The 16,690-nt window shown below is 31.6% G+C and carries 15 protein-coding genes and 2 tRNA genes; 8 read left to right on the top strand and 9 right to left on the bottom strand.

Annotated elements, in window-relative coordinates:
* Genes D6T69_RS03380 through D6T69_RS03390 form a run of 3 tightly spaced genes read right to left on the bottom strand, consistent with a single transcriptional unit; the run spans window position 1 to window position 2,427 of the window.
* Window positions 1-879 (bottom strand): hypothetical protein, encoded by an 879-nt coding sequence (locus tag D6T69_RS03380; protein WP_125066454.1) that lies wholly within the window; start codon window positions 877-879, stop codon window positions 1-3.
* A 52-nt stretch (window positions 880-931) separates the two neighbouring features.
* Complete coding sequence (locus tag D6T69_RS03385; RefSeq protein ID WP_125066455.1) at window positions 932-1,834, bottom strand: hypothetical protein; 903 nt, start codon at window positions 1,832-1,834, stop codon at window positions 932-934.
* Window positions 1,835-1,866: 32 nt separating this feature from the next.
* Entirely contained in the window at window positions 1,867-2,427 is a 561-nt protein-coding gene (locus D6T69_RS03390) for a class I SAM-dependent methyltransferase (RefSeq protein WP_125066456.1), read from the bottom strand.
* 53 nt (window positions 2,428-2,480) lie between these two features.
* On the opposite strand from D6T69_RS03390, the gene D6T69_RS03395 reads away from it, so the two are divergent.
* Complete coding sequence (locus D6T69_RS03395) at window positions 2,481-3,173, top strand: ComF family protein (protein WP_125066457.1); 693 nt, start codon at window positions 2,481-2,483, stop codon at window positions 3,171-3,173.
* Between the two features lie 54 nt (window positions 3,174-3,227).
* Complete coding sequence (locus tag D6T69_RS03400; protein ID WP_125066458.1) at window positions 3,228-4,826, top strand: Ig-like domain-containing protein; 1,599 nt, start codon at window positions 3,228-3,230, stop codon at window positions 4,824-4,826.
* Window positions 4,827-4,934: 108 nt separating this feature from the next.
* Here D6T69_RS03400 and D6T69_RS03405 read toward each other — a convergent pair whose 3' ends face one another.
* Window positions 4,935-5,153: a hypothetical protein gene (locus tag D6T69_RS03405; protein ID WP_125066459.1), complete on the bottom strand. Its 219-nt coding sequence runs from the start codon at window positions 5,151-5,153 to the stop codon at window positions 4,935-4,937.
* Between the two features lie 10 nt (window positions 5,154-5,163).
* Complete coding sequence (locus D6T69_RS03410; protein ID WP_125066460.1) at window positions 5,164-5,655, bottom strand: DinB family protein; 492 nt, start codon at window positions 5,653-5,655, stop codon at window positions 5,164-5,166.
* Between the two features lie 212 nt (window positions 5,656-5,867).
* Here D6T69_RS03410 and D6T69_RS03415 point away from each other — a divergent pair, with 212 nt between their 5' ends.
* Window positions 5,868-6,824: a helix-turn-helix transcriptional regulator gene (locus tag D6T69_RS03415; protein WP_125066461.1), complete on the top strand. Its 957-nt coding sequence runs from the start codon at window positions 5,868-5,870 to the stop codon at window positions 6,822-6,824.
* On the opposite strand, the gene polA is transcribed toward D6T69_RS03415, so the two are convergent.
* On the bottom strand, window positions 6,821-9,643 hold the full coding sequence (polA, locus tag D6T69_RS03420; protein WP_125066462.1) for a DNA polymerase I: 2,823 nt from the start codon (window positions 9,641-9,643) through the stop codon (window positions 6,821-6,823). The genes D6T69_RS03415 and polA overlap by 4 nt on opposite strands.
* Window positions 9,644-9,815: 172 nt before the next feature.
* On the opposite strand from polA, the gene D6T69_RS03425 reads away from it, so the two are divergent.
* Both D6T69_RS03425 and D6T69_RS03430 read left to right on the top strand, forming a co-directional pair.
* Window positions 9,816-11,039: a metallophosphoesterase gene (locus tag D6T69_RS03425; RefSeq protein ID WP_125066463.1), complete on the top strand. Its 1,224-nt coding sequence runs from the start codon at window positions 9,816-9,818 to the stop codon at window positions 11,037-11,039.
* Window positions 11,040-11,126: 87 nt separating this feature from the next.
* A complete protein-coding gene (locus tag D6T69_RS03430; RefSeq protein WP_125066464.1) occupies window positions 11,127-11,420 on the top strand; it encodes a thioredoxin family protein in 294 nt (97 codons plus the stop codon).
* Here D6T69_RS03430 and D6T69_RS03435 read toward each other — a convergent pair.
* On the bottom strand, window positions 11,417-12,046 hold the full coding sequence (locus D6T69_RS03435) for a polysaccharide deacetylase family protein (RefSeq protein WP_125066465.1): 630 nt from the start codon (window positions 12,044-12,046) through the stop codon (window positions 11,417-11,419). The two genes, D6T69_RS03430 and D6T69_RS03435, sit on opposite strands and share 4 nt — an antisense overlap.
* Before the next feature lie 4 nt (window positions 12,047-12,050).
* A complete protein-coding gene (locus D6T69_RS03440) occupies window positions 12,051-15,161 on the bottom strand; it encodes a glycosyltransferase family 117 protein (RefSeq protein ID WP_125066466.1) in 3,111 nt (1,036 codons plus the stop codon).
* A 216-nt stretch (window positions 15,162-15,377) separates the two neighbouring features.
* On the opposite strand from D6T69_RS03440, the gene D6T69_RS03445 reads away from it, so the two are divergent.
* The 3 genes from D6T69_RS03445 to D6T69_RS03455 all read left to right on the top strand — a co-directional run bounded on the left by D6T69_RS03445 (window position 15,378) and on the right by D6T69_RS03455 (window position 16,183).
* Window positions 15,378-15,448, top strand: a tRNA-Gln gene (locus D6T69_RS03445).
* 95 nt (window positions 15,449-15,543) lie between these two features.
* A tRNA-Gln gene (locus D6T69_RS03450) sits at window positions 15,544-15,614 on the top strand.
* Window positions 15,615-15,700: 86 nt separating this feature from the next.
* Window positions 15,701-16,183: a DUF4252 domain-containing protein gene (locus D6T69_RS03455; protein WP_125066467.1), complete on the top strand. Its 483-nt coding sequence runs from the start codon at window positions 15,701-15,703 to the stop codon at window positions 16,181-16,183.
* Window positions 16,184-16,277: 94 nt separating this feature from the next.
* Here D6T69_RS03455 and D6T69_RS03460 read toward each other — a convergent pair whose 3' ends face one another.
* Window positions 16,278-16,625 carry an arsenate reductase family protein gene (locus D6T69_RS03460; RefSeq protein WP_125066468.1) on the bottom strand — a complete coding sequence of 116 codons (348 nt, stop codon included), beginning with the start codon at window positions 16,623-16,625 and terminating at the stop codon, window positions 16,278-16,280.
* Window positions 16,626-16,690: the final 65 nt, after the last annotated feature.

Below are 16,690 nucleotides of genomic sequence, written 5' to 3' on the forward strand. Positions count from 1 at the left end.
TTATCTTAGTTTTATCGTTGTATTTCCAGAGTAAACACCATCCACAAAAGCACTAATTACATACTTTCCTTTTTTAATATCATCTCTGTTAACCAAAACAAGAGAAACAAGGCTTAAACGGTTATTGTTGTAGTTAACCTCAAGAGAGTCTGTATACTGAACTTTTTGCCCGTTTTTTAAGTCAGTCTTTCCCTTTGGAGCAACTACATTTTTGTTTTCATCAATAATTTGAATGTATACGCGTTTTTCACCAGCACTAGTAATTGGATTTTCTAATAAATCAAAATTAATTCTAAATGCATCAGTTCTACTAGATCTACTAGTAGATGTTAGTTTTCCACTACTACGTTCTTTCATTGCAACAGCTTTTACTGGGCTAGTTTTAATAATTCCACCAATAGCTACTTTTGCTTCTAATTCTTTATTTTTTTCTGTTAGAGTCTCATTTACACTATCTTTTTGCTGTAAAATTTCGTTAGCAATAACATTTTCTTGTGTTAAAGCATCATTCGCACTATTTAAAGAATCTATCTGAATGAAAAGTTTTTTGTTTTCACGCTCTAAGCTAGCAATTCTACTTCTATATTTTCTTATAAGTCCAAAGTTGTCAGATTTTAAGAGTTTTATTGAATCTCTTAAATTTTTCATTTTTATTAGCTCTACTTCTAATCTGTCAGCCAAACGTTTTTTACCTACAACTACATCTGTATAATCTTTAATCATTTCGTCAAGATCTTGCTGTAACTCAGCTTTTTCTTCTAAGAAAATGTTTTGAAGGTTTTTATTTTCATTTGATTTTTGAAACGAGTAATAAAAAAGGAAAAGAGATAAAATAATTAATACTAAAATTGAAACATTTTTGGTTTTTTGTTGATTCATAGTTTAGGGGGATTGATTTATATTAAGTTTTATTAATTTAAGGGGGTTCTTTTTATTTTAGGGCTAGATATTTTTTACCTGCTTGAATACCGTTTACAAATGTATTTATTTGATAAGTTCCTGAACTAATTTTGCTATCTACACTAACAAAAGAAATCATAGATAGTTGTTTGTTATTGTACTCAGCAATTAAAATATCGCTACACCATATCTTTTTTTTGTTTTGTAAACTTACTTCTTTAAATGGAGTAATAACTTTTTTATTTGTATCCATTACTTGGATATAAACTTCCTTAGGGCCAGGGGATGCTACTTTGTTTTCTAGTAAATCAAATTCTATTTTAAAGGCGTTTACCTTATTAGATCTTGTTGTTGAGGTAAACTTTCCATTTTTTTTCTTTTTCATGGCTTCTGCTTTTATGGTAGAAATCTCAATAACTTCTGCAGTAGCTATTTTTTTCTTTAAGGCTTGTTTTTCTTTACTTAAAAAACGATTTATATTGGTAAGTTTAACGTTTTGTTTTTCTTTAACTAATAAAGCTTCCTGTACACTATCATTTTTTGTGATTAATTCATTATTTATGGTATTAAGATGGTTTATTTGAGTAAAAAGCTTTTCGTTTTCTTCAATAAGTATCCCTGTTCTTTTTCTGTAGTATCTAATAAATTTATAGTCTACTTCTTTTAAATTTTTAACAGAATCTCTAAGTTGAATCACTTTATGAAGTTCATCTCTTAACTTTAATGAATATTCACTTTTCTTATAGTTTACTTCTTCATAATCTTCAATAATATTTGTTAACTCGTTTTCCAGCTCTTTTTTTTCCAGCTCAAAAACAGCTTTGAGTTCAGAATAGTCTCTAGCATTTTCATAGGATAAAAACCCAATAACAAGTATTAGTAAAATTAAAAAGGCAACGAAGCCATTGTTTTTTATTTTTGAGGCAGGCATCATTTTAGGGGTTATGCTCCGTGCTAATATACTATTTATTTTTTAACACATTTGTAAATAAAAGCAGGGGGAAAATTTAGAGGTTCAAAGCTTAAATCGATTGCATTACCAAAAACTTCTTTTAGTTTTTTGTAGTAGGTTAAACTGTATTGATATTGAATAAAAAGCCCAGTAGTAGTTAAAAAGTTGTAGCTTTTTGTTAAGATAGAGTGTGATATTTCTTTAGGAATTATAGTTAGAGGTAAACTAGAAACAATATAATCAGCTTTAGAGTATCCTAGTTTTTCTATTTCTAATTTTATGTTTTCTGCAGAGGCTTTTAAAACTACCAATTGAGGATGTTTAATCTTTTTTAATTCTTTAAAAAAAGCATCATTTATTTCAAAACAAATTAATACAGTATTAGGGTGAAGTTTTTTTAAAATGTATTGTGTTATAGCTCCATTTCCAGGACCTAGTTCTACAATAACTTCAGCAGTTTTAAAATCAATTTCTTTTAGCATTTTATTTGCCAAGTATCTTGAACTTGGAACAACTGTACCCGATGTTTTGTAGTTTTTTACGGCTTCTTTGAAAAAATTAAACTTTTTACTCAAAATATAACTTCTGTTGTTTTTTGTATCTTTCTGTTAAAAAAAGGCTTGTAAAGATGCAATTTTTAAAAGAGATATTCTACTTATTCTATCCCAATTTATGTGTAAACTGTGAAATAACGTTGTTACAAAACGAAACATTCCTGTGTACTATCTGTAAAAACGACTTACCAATTATAGACGATAATAAGCATACAAATGTTACATTAATGTCAAATTTTTATGGAAAAGTACCAATACAAGCCGTACATTCTTTTCTTTTTTATAAAAAGAAAGGAGTTACCCAAAAATTGATCCATCAATTAAAGTATAAGAATCAGCCAGAAATTGGAATATTCATAGCCGATTGGTTTGGAGAGAGGTTAAAAGCATTAAATACTTTTGTAGATGTAGATTGCATTATTCCAGTACCATTACATTCAAAAAAGCTTAAAAATAGAGGATACAACCAAGTAACCATGTTTGGAGAACGATTAAGTGATATTTTGAATGTTGAGTATAAGCCAGATATTCTTATAAGAACTTCCAAAACTAAAACGCAAACATTAAAACAACGATTTGAACGGTTTTCTAATAACAAAACAAAGTTTAAACTTGTTGACACCACACTTTTTGAAAATAAACATGTTTTACTTATTGATGATGTTATTACTACAGGAGCAACATTAGAAGCTTGTGCAAATGAACTTTTAAAAGCGCAAAACATAAAGATAAGTGTTGCTACAATGGCGTATACACAAAAAGACTAATACCATTCCATCTTAATTCACTACTTTTGAAAATGGATTTTAAACCATTAATTTGTGAAAAATAAACACTTTATTTTAGTAACTCTTTTCGCTTTTTTAGTAAGTAGTTGTGCACGTAAGGGACGACCAGAGGGAGGTCCAAAAGATGAAGCTGCACCAATAATGGTTACAGCAAATCCTCCTTATGAAACTATTCATTTTAAAGATGATAACATTCGTATTTATTTTGATGAGTATATTGTTTTAAAAGACCTACAAAAACAGTTGGTAGTTTCTCCGCCAATGAAAAATCCACCGTTAATTACACCACAAGGAACACCAAGTAAGTATATTAATATTAAAATATTAGACACGCTACAGAAAAATACTACTTATACTTTTAACTTTGGAAATGCAGTTCAAGATAACAACGAAAACAATAAGTTGGAGAGCTTTAAGTATGTGTTTTCAACAGGAAATTATATTGACTCTTTAAAAATTAAAGGTGCGGTAGCTGATGCTTTTGATAAAAAAGAGGTGAAAGAAGTTAGTGTTTTGTTGTATAAGCTTGATAGTACCTACAACGATTCTATTATTTTTAAGAAAAAGCCAAATTATGTAACAAGTACGTTAGATTCTACAAATTTTGAGTTTAGTAACCTGCGTGAAGGAAAGTATTTAATGTTAGCATTAAAAGAACCATCAAACGATTATATTTTTAATAGTAGAACAGATAAAATTGGTTTTGTAGTAGATACAATTACGTTACCAAAAGATACTTTGCTAAACAAACCTATTCGTTTTTTTAAAGAAATTCAGCCATATGAGTTTAAAAGAGGAAAAGAAGTAACAAAAGGAAAAATTCAGTTTGGTTTTGAAGGTAAGCAGGAAGATATGAGTATTGAACTGTTATCGGAAGTTCCACAAAACTACAAGTCATTCACTCAGTTTGAGGAAGATAAAGATACACTCAATTATTGGTATACACCTATAGAGAGAGATTCATTGAATTTTATAGTGAATAATCAGAATTTTAAAGATACTGTAACTGTGTTTTTAAGAAAAAAGAAAATTGACTCTTTATCTGTGTCATCTAGTGTAAGTGGAGTTCTAAACCTAAAAGACACCATGTTTATCAAAACAAACAACCCAATTGTTTCTTTTGATAAATCTAAATTCTCATTAATTGATAAAGATACTGTTGATGTAGCTTTTGAGTTGAAAAAGCAGTCGATTAATAAACTAGCTGTATTGTTTGAAAAGAAACCTAAATATGGCTACATCTTTAAGGGATTACCTAAAGGAATAACTGATATTTATGAAACTACGAACGATACGTTAGATTATAAATTCACAACGCGTACAGTAGAAGATTATGCAAGTATTGTGTTGGATGTTAAAAACGAAACAGAATCTCCTGTTATTATTGAACTATTAAGCCAAGATAAGGTAGTAGAAAAAAGATATATTACTTCGTCTAAAAAAATAGAATTTACCTTATTAGAACCCAAAGAATATAGTGTTAGAGCTATAGTTGATGAAAATAACAATCGTATGTGGGATACTGGAGATTTCTTATTAAGAAAACAGCCAGAGAAAATCATCTATTATGGAACAGTATTTAAATTAAGGGCTAATTGGGTGGTAGAAAATGAAACATTTGTAATTAAGTAAATAATATCTTTTTAAAAAATAAATAAACCGAATAGAGAAACTAATTGCTTCTCTATTCGGTTTCTTATTTACATTATATTTTATTGTTTCTAGAAAATATTACCGTTTTTACAACAATTCTTCACAATAAAAACCATGATGTTGTATTGCTTTTAAAACGGCATCAGCTTTAATCATTTGAGTCTCTACCCGAAGAATATTATCGCAATCTTCTAAGTCAAAATTCCAGCGGTCATTTTTGGTAATCAAACGATTTAAAGTAGGTTGAACAATTTTAATTTCATTGTTTTTTGTAATGGATGTCTTAAATACCAAAACTGTTTTCATTTTAGTTTGATTAACGTTCATAAAAATATGGAGGTTCAATATCTAAAGCGCGCAAATACACATAGGCTTGTCCGCGATGATGGATTTCATTGTCAATAAAATAGAATATTGATGACCAAACCGTACCTTCATATTGACCAAAAATTTTAATCTTTTGTTGAAATTGATCAGGTTTTATCTGTGCCCAATAGGTGTTTATTTCATCAGTAGCTTCATCCCAAAGTTCAAGAATTTTTGTTTTTTTGTTGCCGTGGTCAACGTCTTCAATTAATTCTTGAATTTCTCCAGTAGCAATTTCTTTAATACCAGGTCCAGCTATACCTAAAAGTTCCATAACCATATCAGCAAAAGTGCGCATACCTCCTATAGAGTAATTAAAAAAGGCTTCCTCAGGAAAAGCTTCAATAGTTCTTCGGGTTAAACCTCGATGTCCTTGCCAATGTGCTAATAACTCAGAAGGTGTAATTACTTGTTCTAATAATGTGCTTGTTGTTGATTCCATAATTGTAATTTTTATTATTTGAAACCAAAATTAATATGGGGTGGTGACAGCTTTATGTCAGTAGGAAAAAATAAATTTTAAAAATGTCTATTGACAAGCGGTTGTCACTTACTGTATGTTTATTTGTATAAAGTATAGTTATTATGTTGAAGCTAAAATTTAAAAAATACTTCAGCCTGAAATCCTATCTTTGGGAAATATGTTATAGCATTATGAGTTTAGACACGGTAAAACGTTTTGATAGAATTGTGGCAATACTTATTCAGTTACAATCTAAACGTATAGTAAAAGCACAAGAATTGGCTGATAGATTTGAGGTAAGCTTACGTACCATTTATCGTGATATACGAACGCTTGAAGCATCAGGTGTGCCTATAATAAGTGAGGCTGGTGTTGGTTATTCTATTATGGAAGGGTACCGTTTGCCTCCTGTTATGTTTACTAGAGAAGAAGTAGGAAGTTTTGTGGCTGCCGAAAAACTAATGCAGAAGTTTGTAGATAAATCATTAGGAAACTACTATGAGTCTGCTATGATGAAGTTAAAATCAGTGCTACGTGGTCGTGAAAAAGATTGGATTTCTGCCTTAGAATCACAAATATTGGTGGATCCTACAAATAAATTATTCAACGATAGTTTACCAAATGCACTTGAAACCTTGTTTGAAAGTATTGCTGAAAAAAGGCAGGTATTTTTAAAATATCAGGCGGTAAATAGAGAAGCACCTTCTGAACGTTTTGTGGAACCTGTGGGTATTTATCACGAATCAGGATTTTGGTATGTATTGGCTTTTTGCCATTTAAGAAGCGACTACAGGCAATTTAGAACCGATAGAATGTTAGCGATAAAATCAACTGAACATAATTTTACCAGAGAACACATTACGTTAGATGAATACCGTAGTCAGTATGAAAATATACCAAAAACAAAAGTTGTTATTTCTGTTGATAAAAGTGTGGTGCGATATATTAACAATAGTAAAATGCAACACGGTTTTATCTCTGAAAAAGTAAAAGGAAACCAAGTAGAAATGACATTCATGACATCTTATGTTGAACATGGTTTTTCAAGATGGTATATTGTGTTTTCAGATTATGCCAAAATAATTGAACCTGAAAGTTTAAAACATCAGGTAAAAGAGATTTTAGAAAAGGCAATTACTAAACTTTAATGCGCCTCTAACCAATTAGCTCCTGTATCTATTTCAACATCTAACGGAACGCTCATTTTAAAGGCGTTTTCCATTTCCTGTTTAATAATCGGTTTAATAATATCTAATTCATCTTTATGTGCGTCAAAAACCAATTCATCATGTACTTGTAGTAACATTTTCGACTTGAAGTTTTCTTGTTCAAATCGCTTGTAAATATTAATCATGGCAAGTTTAATGATGTCGGCAGCTGAACCTTGAATAGGAGCGTTCACAGCATTTCTTTCTGCAGCACCACGAACAATAGCATTACGAGAATTGATGTCTTTTAAATAACGACGACGATGTAAAACAGTTTCTACATACCCGTGTTCACGAGCAAAATCTACTTGTTTAGAAATATAATTTCTTAGTTTCGGATAGGTTGCATAATAGGTGTCAATTAATTCTTTTGATTCTTTACGAGACAAATCGGTTTGATTACTCAATCCGAAAGCAGAAACTCCATAAATAATTCCGAAGTTTACCGTTTTAGCATTGCTACGTTGCTCGCGGGTTACTTCTTCAATAGGAACGTTGAATACTTTTGCAGCAGTAGACGCGTGAATGTCTTCACCATGTTGAAAGGCTTTAATCATGGTTTCTTCCTCGCTTAAAGCAGCGATAATTCGTAATTCAATTTGACTGTAATCAGCAGCTAACAATACATAATCTTCATTTCTCGGAATAAAAGCTTTACGTACTTCTTGTCCACGTTTTGTACGGATAGGAATGTTCTGTAAGTTCGGGTTGTTAGAACTTAAGCGTCCTGTAGCTGCTACAGCCTGAGCGTATACGGTATGCACTCTTCCAGTTTTAGGGTTGATTTCATTAGGAAGCGCATCAACGTAGGTACTTTGTAATTTTTTATACTGACGATATTTTAAAATATCAGCTACAATTTGATGATCTTTCGCTAAATAAGAAAGCACATCTTCTGCTGTAGAATACTGCCCTGTTTTAGTTTTTTTAGGTTTATCAACTAGTTTTAACTTGTCAAATAGAATAGGTCCTAATTGCTTTGGCGATGCAATGTTAAATTCTTCACCGGCTTGTTCGTATATGTTTTGCTCAAGTTGTGAGATGTCTTTAGATAAGGCTTTTGAAAGTGTTTTTAAGAAGTCAGTATCTAAATTAATACCTTCAATTTCCATGGCTGTTAATACAGAAACTAATGGTGTTTCTACTTCGTTAAATAACTTGGTAACATTACCACTTTCCAACTCTTTAGAAAAGTGCTCTTTTAACTGATAGGTGATGTCAGCATCTTCAACTGCATATTCGGTTTGTTTTGCTAAGTCAACTTGTCGCATTGAAAGTTGATTTTTACCTTTCTTACCAATCAATTCTGTAATAGAAACAGGTTGGTAATTTAAGTAGGTTTCAGCAAGTACATCCATATTATGACGCATATCAGGATTGATAAGGTAATGCGCAATCATGGTGTCAAACAAATTCCCTTTTACAGGCATGTTGTAATTTGACAATACTTTGATATCGTATTTTAAATTATGACCAATTTTTTCAATGTTTTCAGCTTCAAAAAATGAACGAAATTCTTCTAAGATGACTTTTGTTTCTTCTTGATTTTCTGGAAATGAAACATAGTATCCTTTACCTACTTCCCAAGAAAAAGCAATTCCAATTAGTTCAACTTCTAAGGCTTTTAATCCAGTTGTTTCAGTATCAAAACACACAGAATTTTGTTGCGTTAGTTTCTCTAACAATAATTTTCTTGAAAGAGATGTATCTATTAATTGATAGAAATGATTCGTGTTCTCAATTGTTTTAAAACCATTAATATTTGTGTCTTTATTAGCACTTCCACTACCAGGAGCTGCAAATAAATCGAATTGACCTGAGGCACTAGTCTTTGTTGTTTTAGGTTTTTCTACTACAGCAGTAGTTTCTTCAGAAGGAGCAAATGTTTTTAAGAAGTTTTCCGTTAAACGACGGAATTCTAATTCAGTAAAAATTTCTTTAGTAGCTTCAATATTGGGTTGCTCAAAAACCAATTTATCCAATTCTAATTCAACAGGAACATCTAGCATAATAGTCGCTAGTTTTTTAGAAAGCAAGCCTAATTCTTGATTAGCTTCTACCTTTTCTTTCATTTTTCCTTTTAACTCATGGATGTTTTCAAACAAACCTTCCATACTACCATAAGCAGCAAGAAACTTCTTGGCTGTTTTTTCACCAACACCAGGTAATCCAGGGATATTATCAACAGAATCCCCCATCATTCCCAAAAAGTCAATTACTTGCAACGGGTTTTCCACACCAAACTTAGTTTTTACTTCTTCAACACCCCACTTTTCATATCCATTTCCCATACGAGGTGGGCGGTACATAAAAATATTATCAGAAACCAGTTGAGCAAAATCTTTATCAGGCGTTACCATGTAGGTGTGTAGTCCTTCTTTCTCAGCTTTTTTAGCCAGCGTACCAATAATATCATCGGCTTCGTATCCTTCTTTTACAATGGCAGGTATGTTCATGGCTCCTAATATTTTTTCAATGTAAGGAACGGCTAAACGAATGGCTTCAGGTGTTTCTTGTCGGTTTGCTTTATAATCTTCAAAAGCTTCAACGCGGTCAGTACTTCCTCCTTTGTCGAAACAAACGGCTAAATAATCTGGCTTTTCACGCTTTATTACATCTAGTAAAGAGTTGGTAAACCCCATAATAGCTGAGGTGTCTAACCCTTTAGAGTTGATACGTGGGTTTTTAATAAAGGCATAATACCCTCTAAAAATTAAAGCGTACGCGTCGAGTAAAAAAAGTCGTTTTTGATTTGCCATGTTAAGTCTTAAGCCTATTGAAATAAAATGTTGATATCGATTTGTTTACAGAAAAAGTAGAAAAACTATCGTTTCTATGAACTTTGGAGGTAAAGCTACAAAACTTTAACAAGATGTTAAAAATCAATTTTAAGAATCGCAGTATCTTTGTTTCTCCTTAAAAATGAAATAGATGTCTCGTTGGTTAGTAACAGTTATTATAATATCCGCAATAATTATTGTGTTTGAAGCGTATGCTTTTCAAGCAATAAAAACACTTACAAGAAGTAAAATTATTCGTTATGGATGGTTATTAATTGGGTTATTAGCTTACATACACTTTTTTTATGTGATTTTTGGTTATGATAGGAGTTCGGGGCAAACAAGAGAGTTTCAATGGGCAATGGGAATGCTTTTACTTGTTTTAGTTCCTAAGGTGGTGATTTTCTTATTGATGTTTGGTGAAGATGTGGTTAGATGGTCTCAAAAGGGAATCTCATTTTTGTTTAAAGAAGAAACCAAAGACTTGGTTGGTAGAAGAGCTTTCATATCAAAACTAGCTTTAGGGTTGGCAGCACTACCTTTTGCAAGTATGCTGTATGGTATTTTTAAAGGAAAATACAATTACAAAGTGCTAAAATACCAGTTAAGTTTTAAAGATTTACCAGAGGCTTTTGATGGGCTTACCATATCTCACATTACCGATATTCACTCAGGAAGTTTTGATAATAAAGAAAAAATTAAATATGGAGTAGATTTGATTAACGAGCAGGAATCTGACATGATTTTATTTACAGGAGATATTGTAAATAATTTTGCTCATGAAATGGACGATTGGATATCAATGTTTTCTGAATTGAAAGCCCCAATGGGAAAATACTCTATTTTAGGTAATCATGATTATGGTGATTATTCTGATTGGAAAACTCCAGAAGATAAAAAAGCAAATTTCCAAGCAGTAAAAGATATTCACCCTAAAATAGGATTTGATTTATTGTTAAATGAGCATAGATATATTGAAAAAGATGGGCAAAAAATAGCATTGATAGGAGTAGAGAACTGGGGAAAGGGTTTTAACAAAGCGGGTGATTTACAAGTAGCTTCTAAAGATGTACAACAAAACGATTTTAAAATTTTATTATCTCACGATCCAAGCCATTGGGAGTATAAAGTAAAAGAAGACGATTTTAATTATCATTTAACTTTAAGCGGGCATACGCATGGTTTACAGTTTGGGATTGAAATTCCTGGTTGGATAAAATGGAGTCCGTCAAAATATGTTTATAAACAATGGGCAGGATTGTATAAAGAGTTTGATAGATACATTAACGTAAATAGAGGTTTTGGATATCATGCCTTTCCTGGTAGAGTAGGAATTTGGCCAGAAATTACTGTAATTGAGTTAAAAAAAGCCTGATTTTCAGTATTTTTAAGAATTTCATAATAATTACCTAACAAAAAATTAGTAATTTTAGGCTCTTTAGTGATTAAACGTATGCAAAAGATGACAAAGTTTGGTGAAATTATAAGCATTAACAAACCTGTGTTAATCGATTTTTATGCAGATTGGAGTGAGTTAGAACCTAGTTTAGACACACTTCGTGATGTAGCTGCTGCACTAGGTGATAAAGCCAAAGTAATTAAAATAGATATTAAAAAGAATGAAGTTCTAGCTGATGCCTTACGTGTCAAAGGAAATCCAACTTTTATGATTTATAAAAATGGAGAAATGAAATGGCGCCAAACAGGAGAGCAAGATGCTAATACGTTAATAGGATTAGTTCAGCAGTTTGTTTAAGAAATTGCCTTAAACTTATAACCTTGCAACGAAAATTCTTTTAGAACTTTTGGAAGCGCATAATATAATTTATCGCTAGCTTTTATACTATCGTGAAAAACGATAATACTCCCATTTTCTACATTTCTAAGTACGTTTTGTAAACATTCTTCTTTAGTAATAGTCGGATCAAAATCTGCTGATAATACATCCCACATAATAATTTTATAGTCATTTGCTAGAAGTTGCTTGGCTTGTTTTCTTTTTATTTTTCCGTAAGGAGGACGAAATAGTTTTGTTTTTTGATGCGATAATAAGTTTTCGCATTTGCTTATGTTGTCAATATAAGCTGTATTGCTGTTTTTCCAGCCGTTTAAATGATTAAAAGTGTGGTTTCCTACCGAGTGTCCTTCATTAACAATTCTTGAAAAAACAGCCGGGTATTTTCGAATATTATCACCAATACAAAAAAAAGTAGCTTTTGCATTGAATTCATTCAGTTGATCAAGTACAAATTCCGTTACTTCTGGAATAGGTCCATCATCAAAGGTTAGAAAGATTTCTTTTTGAGTAGAAAAAAAAGACCACGTATATTTAGCGAATAAACGTTTAAGTATACGTGGTGTCTTTATAAAATATAACCTCATTAAATTAAGGCTTAATAGTATCGAGTTCTTGCGGAAGCTCAGGCTCTTCTTCTGGCATTAAATGACTAAATAGACGAGCATGTGTTATATAATCTTCAAAAAACTTTTTACCGTAGTCTTCATCTTTGTCGTATCTAGTAATTTGCTGAACTAAGTTTTGATACATATACAGAGTTGTTTCTAAATTATCGATAATTAAATCAATATCTTCAGTGTTAAACGTACTGTAATACTTTAACTTCTGTTGAAAAATATCAGCTAAAGTTTCAGCAGTTTCTCTAGCTTTATTAATATCACCAATACGATAATACAATTCTGGATAACCTAAAGAGAAGTTGTAATGACCAAAGTCTTTGATAGGCATTTTGTGTAACGATAAATCTAACACGTCTTTTGCATTTACTGAATCTCCTTTTTGCAAGAATTCTTCTGATAAACGAATTAAGTTATTACGTAATGAAATTGCGTTACGCTTACTTTGCTCATCTAGGTAAATTTCTCCGTTATTGATTGTTTTCCAATCCCATTTTTTAACATTGTTATACATTTTTTCAGGATCTATGCGTCCCATGTCAAAAATTGTTCGCCCTTTATTAGATGTTTTTATAGGCACCAATTTGTACGCCATTCCATCTAATTGTAAGTAATCTTTTAGCCAAATGTATTCTTCATCAGCATTTGCACCACCAGTAAAGTAAATAGGTCGCTTCCAATCAAAATTATTTAAAATATCTAGCATTAAAAGTCTTGCTTTAGATAAACCTCTATCATCAACAGTAATGTCAATATAATCTACCATTTTATCAGCATCTTTTTGTGCTACTAATCCAGTTTTTAAAGCATTTTCTTTGTTAACAGGGATACGAATTCTGTTGGTTGGATAAAATTTTTCCTTAGCACCATCTCCTGCGTCTAAATAAGTAGCATCATTATCACTAGCTATCCAACGCATAAAATCTTTTATGTTAAGTAAAGAATCTTTTAACTGTGGAAGTGGGTAGTAGTATGCCATATCCAAGGTTCCATACTTGTACTGATCGTGTGTTAACTGTGATGGAATAGGGTCAGCATCATAGGTTTTCTTTTTCATTTGGTCGATGTACCAATCTGTTTGAAAAAGACTTGTGTTTACTATTTTAATATCTCTACGTACACCTTCTACTTGTTGCATGTACCAAAGAGGGAAAGTGTCATTGTCTCCAATAGTAAAGATGATTGCATTCGGGTCACAGCTCTCTAAATAGGTTTGTGCATTTAATTGAGCTAAATAACGGTCAGATCTATCGTGATCATCCCAGTTTTGGAAGCCCATTAAAGCAGGAACAGCTAGTAATGAAACCACTGAAACGGCAATAGCAACTACTTTTTTACTAGCGTACTTTTTAAAGTAATCATAAAGAGCAAGTACTCCAAAGCCAATCCAAATAGCAAAAACATAAAACGAACCAACTACCGCATAATCACGTTCACGAGGTTCAAAAGGTTTAGGATTTGTGTAAAATATAATAGCTAACCCAGTGAATAAAAAGAATAGTGTTAGTACATAAAAATTCTTCTTATCTCTATTGAATTGATATAACAAACCAATAAGCCCTAAAATAAAAGGTAAAAAGAAGTAAGTGTTACGTCCCTTGTTATTTTTAATGTCATCTGGTAAGTTTTGTTGTGAGCCTAGAAAGAATTCATCAACTAAAGTGATACCGCTTAACCAGTTTCCATTTTCATCTAAATGTCCTTGAAGGTCGTTTTGACGACCTACAAAATTCCACATAAAATAACGCCCGTACATGTAGCCGAATTGGTATTTAACCATGAATCTGATGTTTTCTAAAAACGTTGGACGTCTTTTACTTCGAGCAGGAATTCCAGCAATGCTTTTGTATTGTTGCTCAGAAGCTGGATTTACCATACGAGGAATAAACCCTTTGTGTTTACTTGAATAATTTGGAAGTACATTTTTGTATCTGTTTACAATAACATACTTACCATCTATTTTTTCGTACTTAGGTTTATCGTCTTTATAAGGATTGTCGGCATCTTGTTCTCTATCGTAAGCTACAGAATAGTAATTGTCATAAAAAACATTTGCATCACCATATTGTTCACGGTTATAATATGCTAATAATTCGCGTGCACTTGATGGGTTGTTCTCGTTAATAATGGTATCAGCATTCGCACGAATTGGTAACATTAACCAAGATGAGAAACCAATCATTATGAATAATACTGAAAGCACTAAAGTATTTGCAGTAACTAAGTTCTTTTTACGTGTATATTTTAATCCGTAAAAGAATAAAGCTATTAAAACAATTCCAGCTATAATAGTTCCTGAATTATAAGGTAGTCCTACTTGGTTGATAAAGAATAACTCAGCAGCACTAAAGAATTTTAAAGTGAAAGGGAATAAAAACTTAAACACAAACGCTAAAACTAATATTGCAACTAGCGTAGCAATTGCAGTTGTTTTGATGTTGATGTCTTTATACGTTTTAAAGAAATATACCAAAACGATTGATGGAATTACTAATAAGGATAGTATGTGAACTCCAAAAGATAATCCAACTACAAAACTTATCAATACCAACCATTTATTTCCTCTAGGGGTATTTAATTCACTTTCCCATCGTAACCCTAACCAAAATAGTAGCGCCATTAAGAAAGAAGACATAGCATACACTTCCCCTTCAACAGCACTAAACCAAAAGCTATCAGAAAAAGTATACGCTAAAGCACCTACTAATCCGCTTCCTAATACAGCAATAGCTTCATTATTACCTAACTTTCCATTTTTTATAGCCATTCTTCTAGCTAAATTGGTAATTGTCCAAAACATGAAAAGGATAGTAAAAGCACTTGCCAATCCAGACATAAAGTTGACCATTTTAGCCAACTGACTAGGGTCACTAGTAAACATAGCGAAAAAAGCACCCAACATTTGAAATAAAGGAGCACCAGGAGGGTGTCCAACTTCTAAATTTACAGCAGTTGCGATGTATTCTCCACAATCCCATGAACTCACTGTGGGTTCAAGAGTTAAGGTATAAGTGATTAACGCTACTGCAAACGAAACCCATCCTAAAATGATGTTCCATTTTTTATAGTTAAACTCAGTCATAGTTTTTTATCTAGATATAAAGTACGAATGTATTAATTACTAATGATTTTTTCGTTGAAAACAAAAATATAATTTTAACAGTTTCTCTAAAATAGCGACTCATATAAAGTTCTGTTAAATGAAATTTTTGAGGCTGAAAAAGAAGTAAACGAAAAAAAGTGTAAAAAATTTGCTGAAATAAAACTTTGTTTTATATTTGCACCCGCAATAAGCAATTGGCCTATGGTGTAATGGTAACACACCGGTTTTTGGTACCGATATTCAAGGTTCGAGTCCTTGTAGGCCAACAAAATCCTTACGAACTTCGTGAGGATTTTTTTATAAAAAGTGTTTAATGATTTCTAAATATAAAACTTTGTTTTTATATTTGCACTATAAACATTGGCCCATGGTGTAATGGTAACACACCGGTTTTTGGTACCGATATTCAAGGTTCGAGTCCTTGTGGGCCAACTAAAAAGTCTTAACTGAATAAGTTAAGGCTTTTTTGTTTGTAACAAATTCATGCAGTAGTCGTCTTCAATTAAAACACTATTATTATGAAACGAATTGCAACCATCTTTTGCTGCCTTTTTGTGTTAAGTTCTTTTGCGCAAAAAGAAAACTTTAAAACATTTTACCAATCTAATAAAGATAGAGCCGAGGTATCTTTAAATATTCCTAGTTTTTTTGCCAATATGTTCATCTCTGATGAAGATACTGATGAGTTTGGGGTCTTCTTAAAGAAATCTAAAAATTATAAAATCATGGTGTTCAATAACAACATGGCTTCAGTACAAAAAGATTTTAAAAAATTTGCACGAAGAAATAAATTGAAAACTTTAGTAAGAGTTAAGGATGGCAACGAAAGAGTTACGGTGTACTTTAGAGAAACAAAAGACCGTATTAAAGAAATTATCGTCAACGTTCATGATAAAAGTGATGAAATGGTATTATTAGGAATTAAAACCAACCTTACGATGGATGAGTTATCCGCTATGGTTGAGGCTTCTACCAAAAATAAAAGTATAGCTTCAAATTAGAAGACTTCTATGTTCCCTGAACGTAGTCGAAGGGAAGTATATAAAGTAGCATTATAGAAAACTCCGACATTTTACAGTCGGAGTTTTTTGTTATTTAACCCACAAGTTCTTTTAGGTTCTCTACTACTTTTTTACTGTTTCCAATAAAAATTTGGTCATCAACAATAAAAACTGGGCGTTTTAAAAATGTATATTCATCTAAAATATACTGTTTGTAATCAGCTTCCGTTAAATTTTGATTCTTTAAATCCATTTCTCGATACAGTTTAGCACGTTTATTAAATAAACTTTCGTAGCTGTCTGTTAACTCGCGCATTGATTCCAGCTGAGCAACTGTAATTGGGTTGGTTTTTATTTCTTGCTTTTCAAATCCGTCAATATTTACTTCTTTTAAAATTTTTCGACAAGTATCACAAGTTTGTAAAAAATAAACTTTTTTCATCTGTTTACGTTTTTATTGTATTAGCTATAGTTTAGTTTTAACCATTAAATAACAAACACTCATTG

The organism is Tenacibaculum singaporense (genome assembly GCF_003867015.1).
Lineage (GTDB): Bacteria > Bacteroidota > Bacteroidia > Flavobacteriales > Flavobacteriaceae > Polaribacter > Polaribacter singaporensis.

What these genes read in the sequence shown, in the direction of transcription:
- D6T69_RS03410 (WP_125066460.1), bottom strand. Translation starts at nt 5,655, where the DNA reads ATGGAATCAACAACAAGCACATTATTAGAACAAGTAATTACACCTTCT.
- D6T69_RS03415 (WP_125066461.1), top strand. Translation starts at nt 5,868, where the DNA reads ATGAGTTTAGACACGGTAAAACGTTTTGATAGAATTGTGGCAATACTT.
- D6T69_RS03430 (WP_125066464.1), top strand. Translation starts at nt 11,127, where the DNA reads ATGACAAAGTTTGGTGAAATTATAAGCATTAACAAACCTGTGTTAATC.
- polA (WP_125066462.1), bottom strand. Translation starts at nt 9,643, where the DNA reads ATGGCAAATCAAAAACGACTTTTTTTACTCGACGCGTACGCTTTAATT.
- D6T69_RS03460 (WP_125066468.1), bottom strand. Translation starts at nt 16,625, where the DNA reads ATGAAAAAAGTTTATTTTTTACAAACTTGTGATACTTGTCGAAAAATT.
- D6T69_RS03385 (WP_125066455.1), bottom strand. Translation starts at nt 1,834, where the DNA reads ATGATGCCTGCCTCAAAAATAAAAAACAATGGCTTCGTTGCCTTTTTA.
- D6T69_RS03455 (WP_125066467.1), top strand. Translation starts at nt 15,701, where the DNA reads ATGAAACGAATTGCAACCATCTTTTGCTGCCTTTTTGTGTTAAGTTCT.
- D6T69_RS03435 (WP_125066465.1), bottom strand. Translation starts at nt 12,046, where the DNA reads ATGAGGTTATATTTTATAAAGACACCACGTATACTTAAACGTTTATTC.
- D6T69_RS03425 (WP_125066463.1), top strand. Translation starts at nt 9,816, where the DNA reads ATGTCTCGTTGGTTAGTAACAGTTATTATAATATCCGCAATAATTATT.
- D6T69_RS03380 (WP_125066454.1), bottom strand. Translation starts at nt 879, where the DNA reads ATGAATCAACAAAAAACCAAAAATGTTTCAATTTTAGTATTAATTATT.
- D6T69_RS03405 (WP_125066459.1), bottom strand. Translation starts at nt 5,153, where the DNA reads ATGAAAACAGTTTTGGTATTTAAGACATCCATTACAAAAAACAATGAA.
- D6T69_RS03395 (WP_125066457.1), top strand. Translation starts at nt 2,481, where the DNA reads ATGCAATTTTTAAAAGAGATATTCTACTTATTCTATCCCAATTTATGT.
- D6T69_RS03440 (WP_125066466.1), bottom strand. Translation starts at nt 15,161, where the DNA reads ATGACTGAGTTTAACTATAAAAAATGGAACATCATTTTAGGATGGGTT.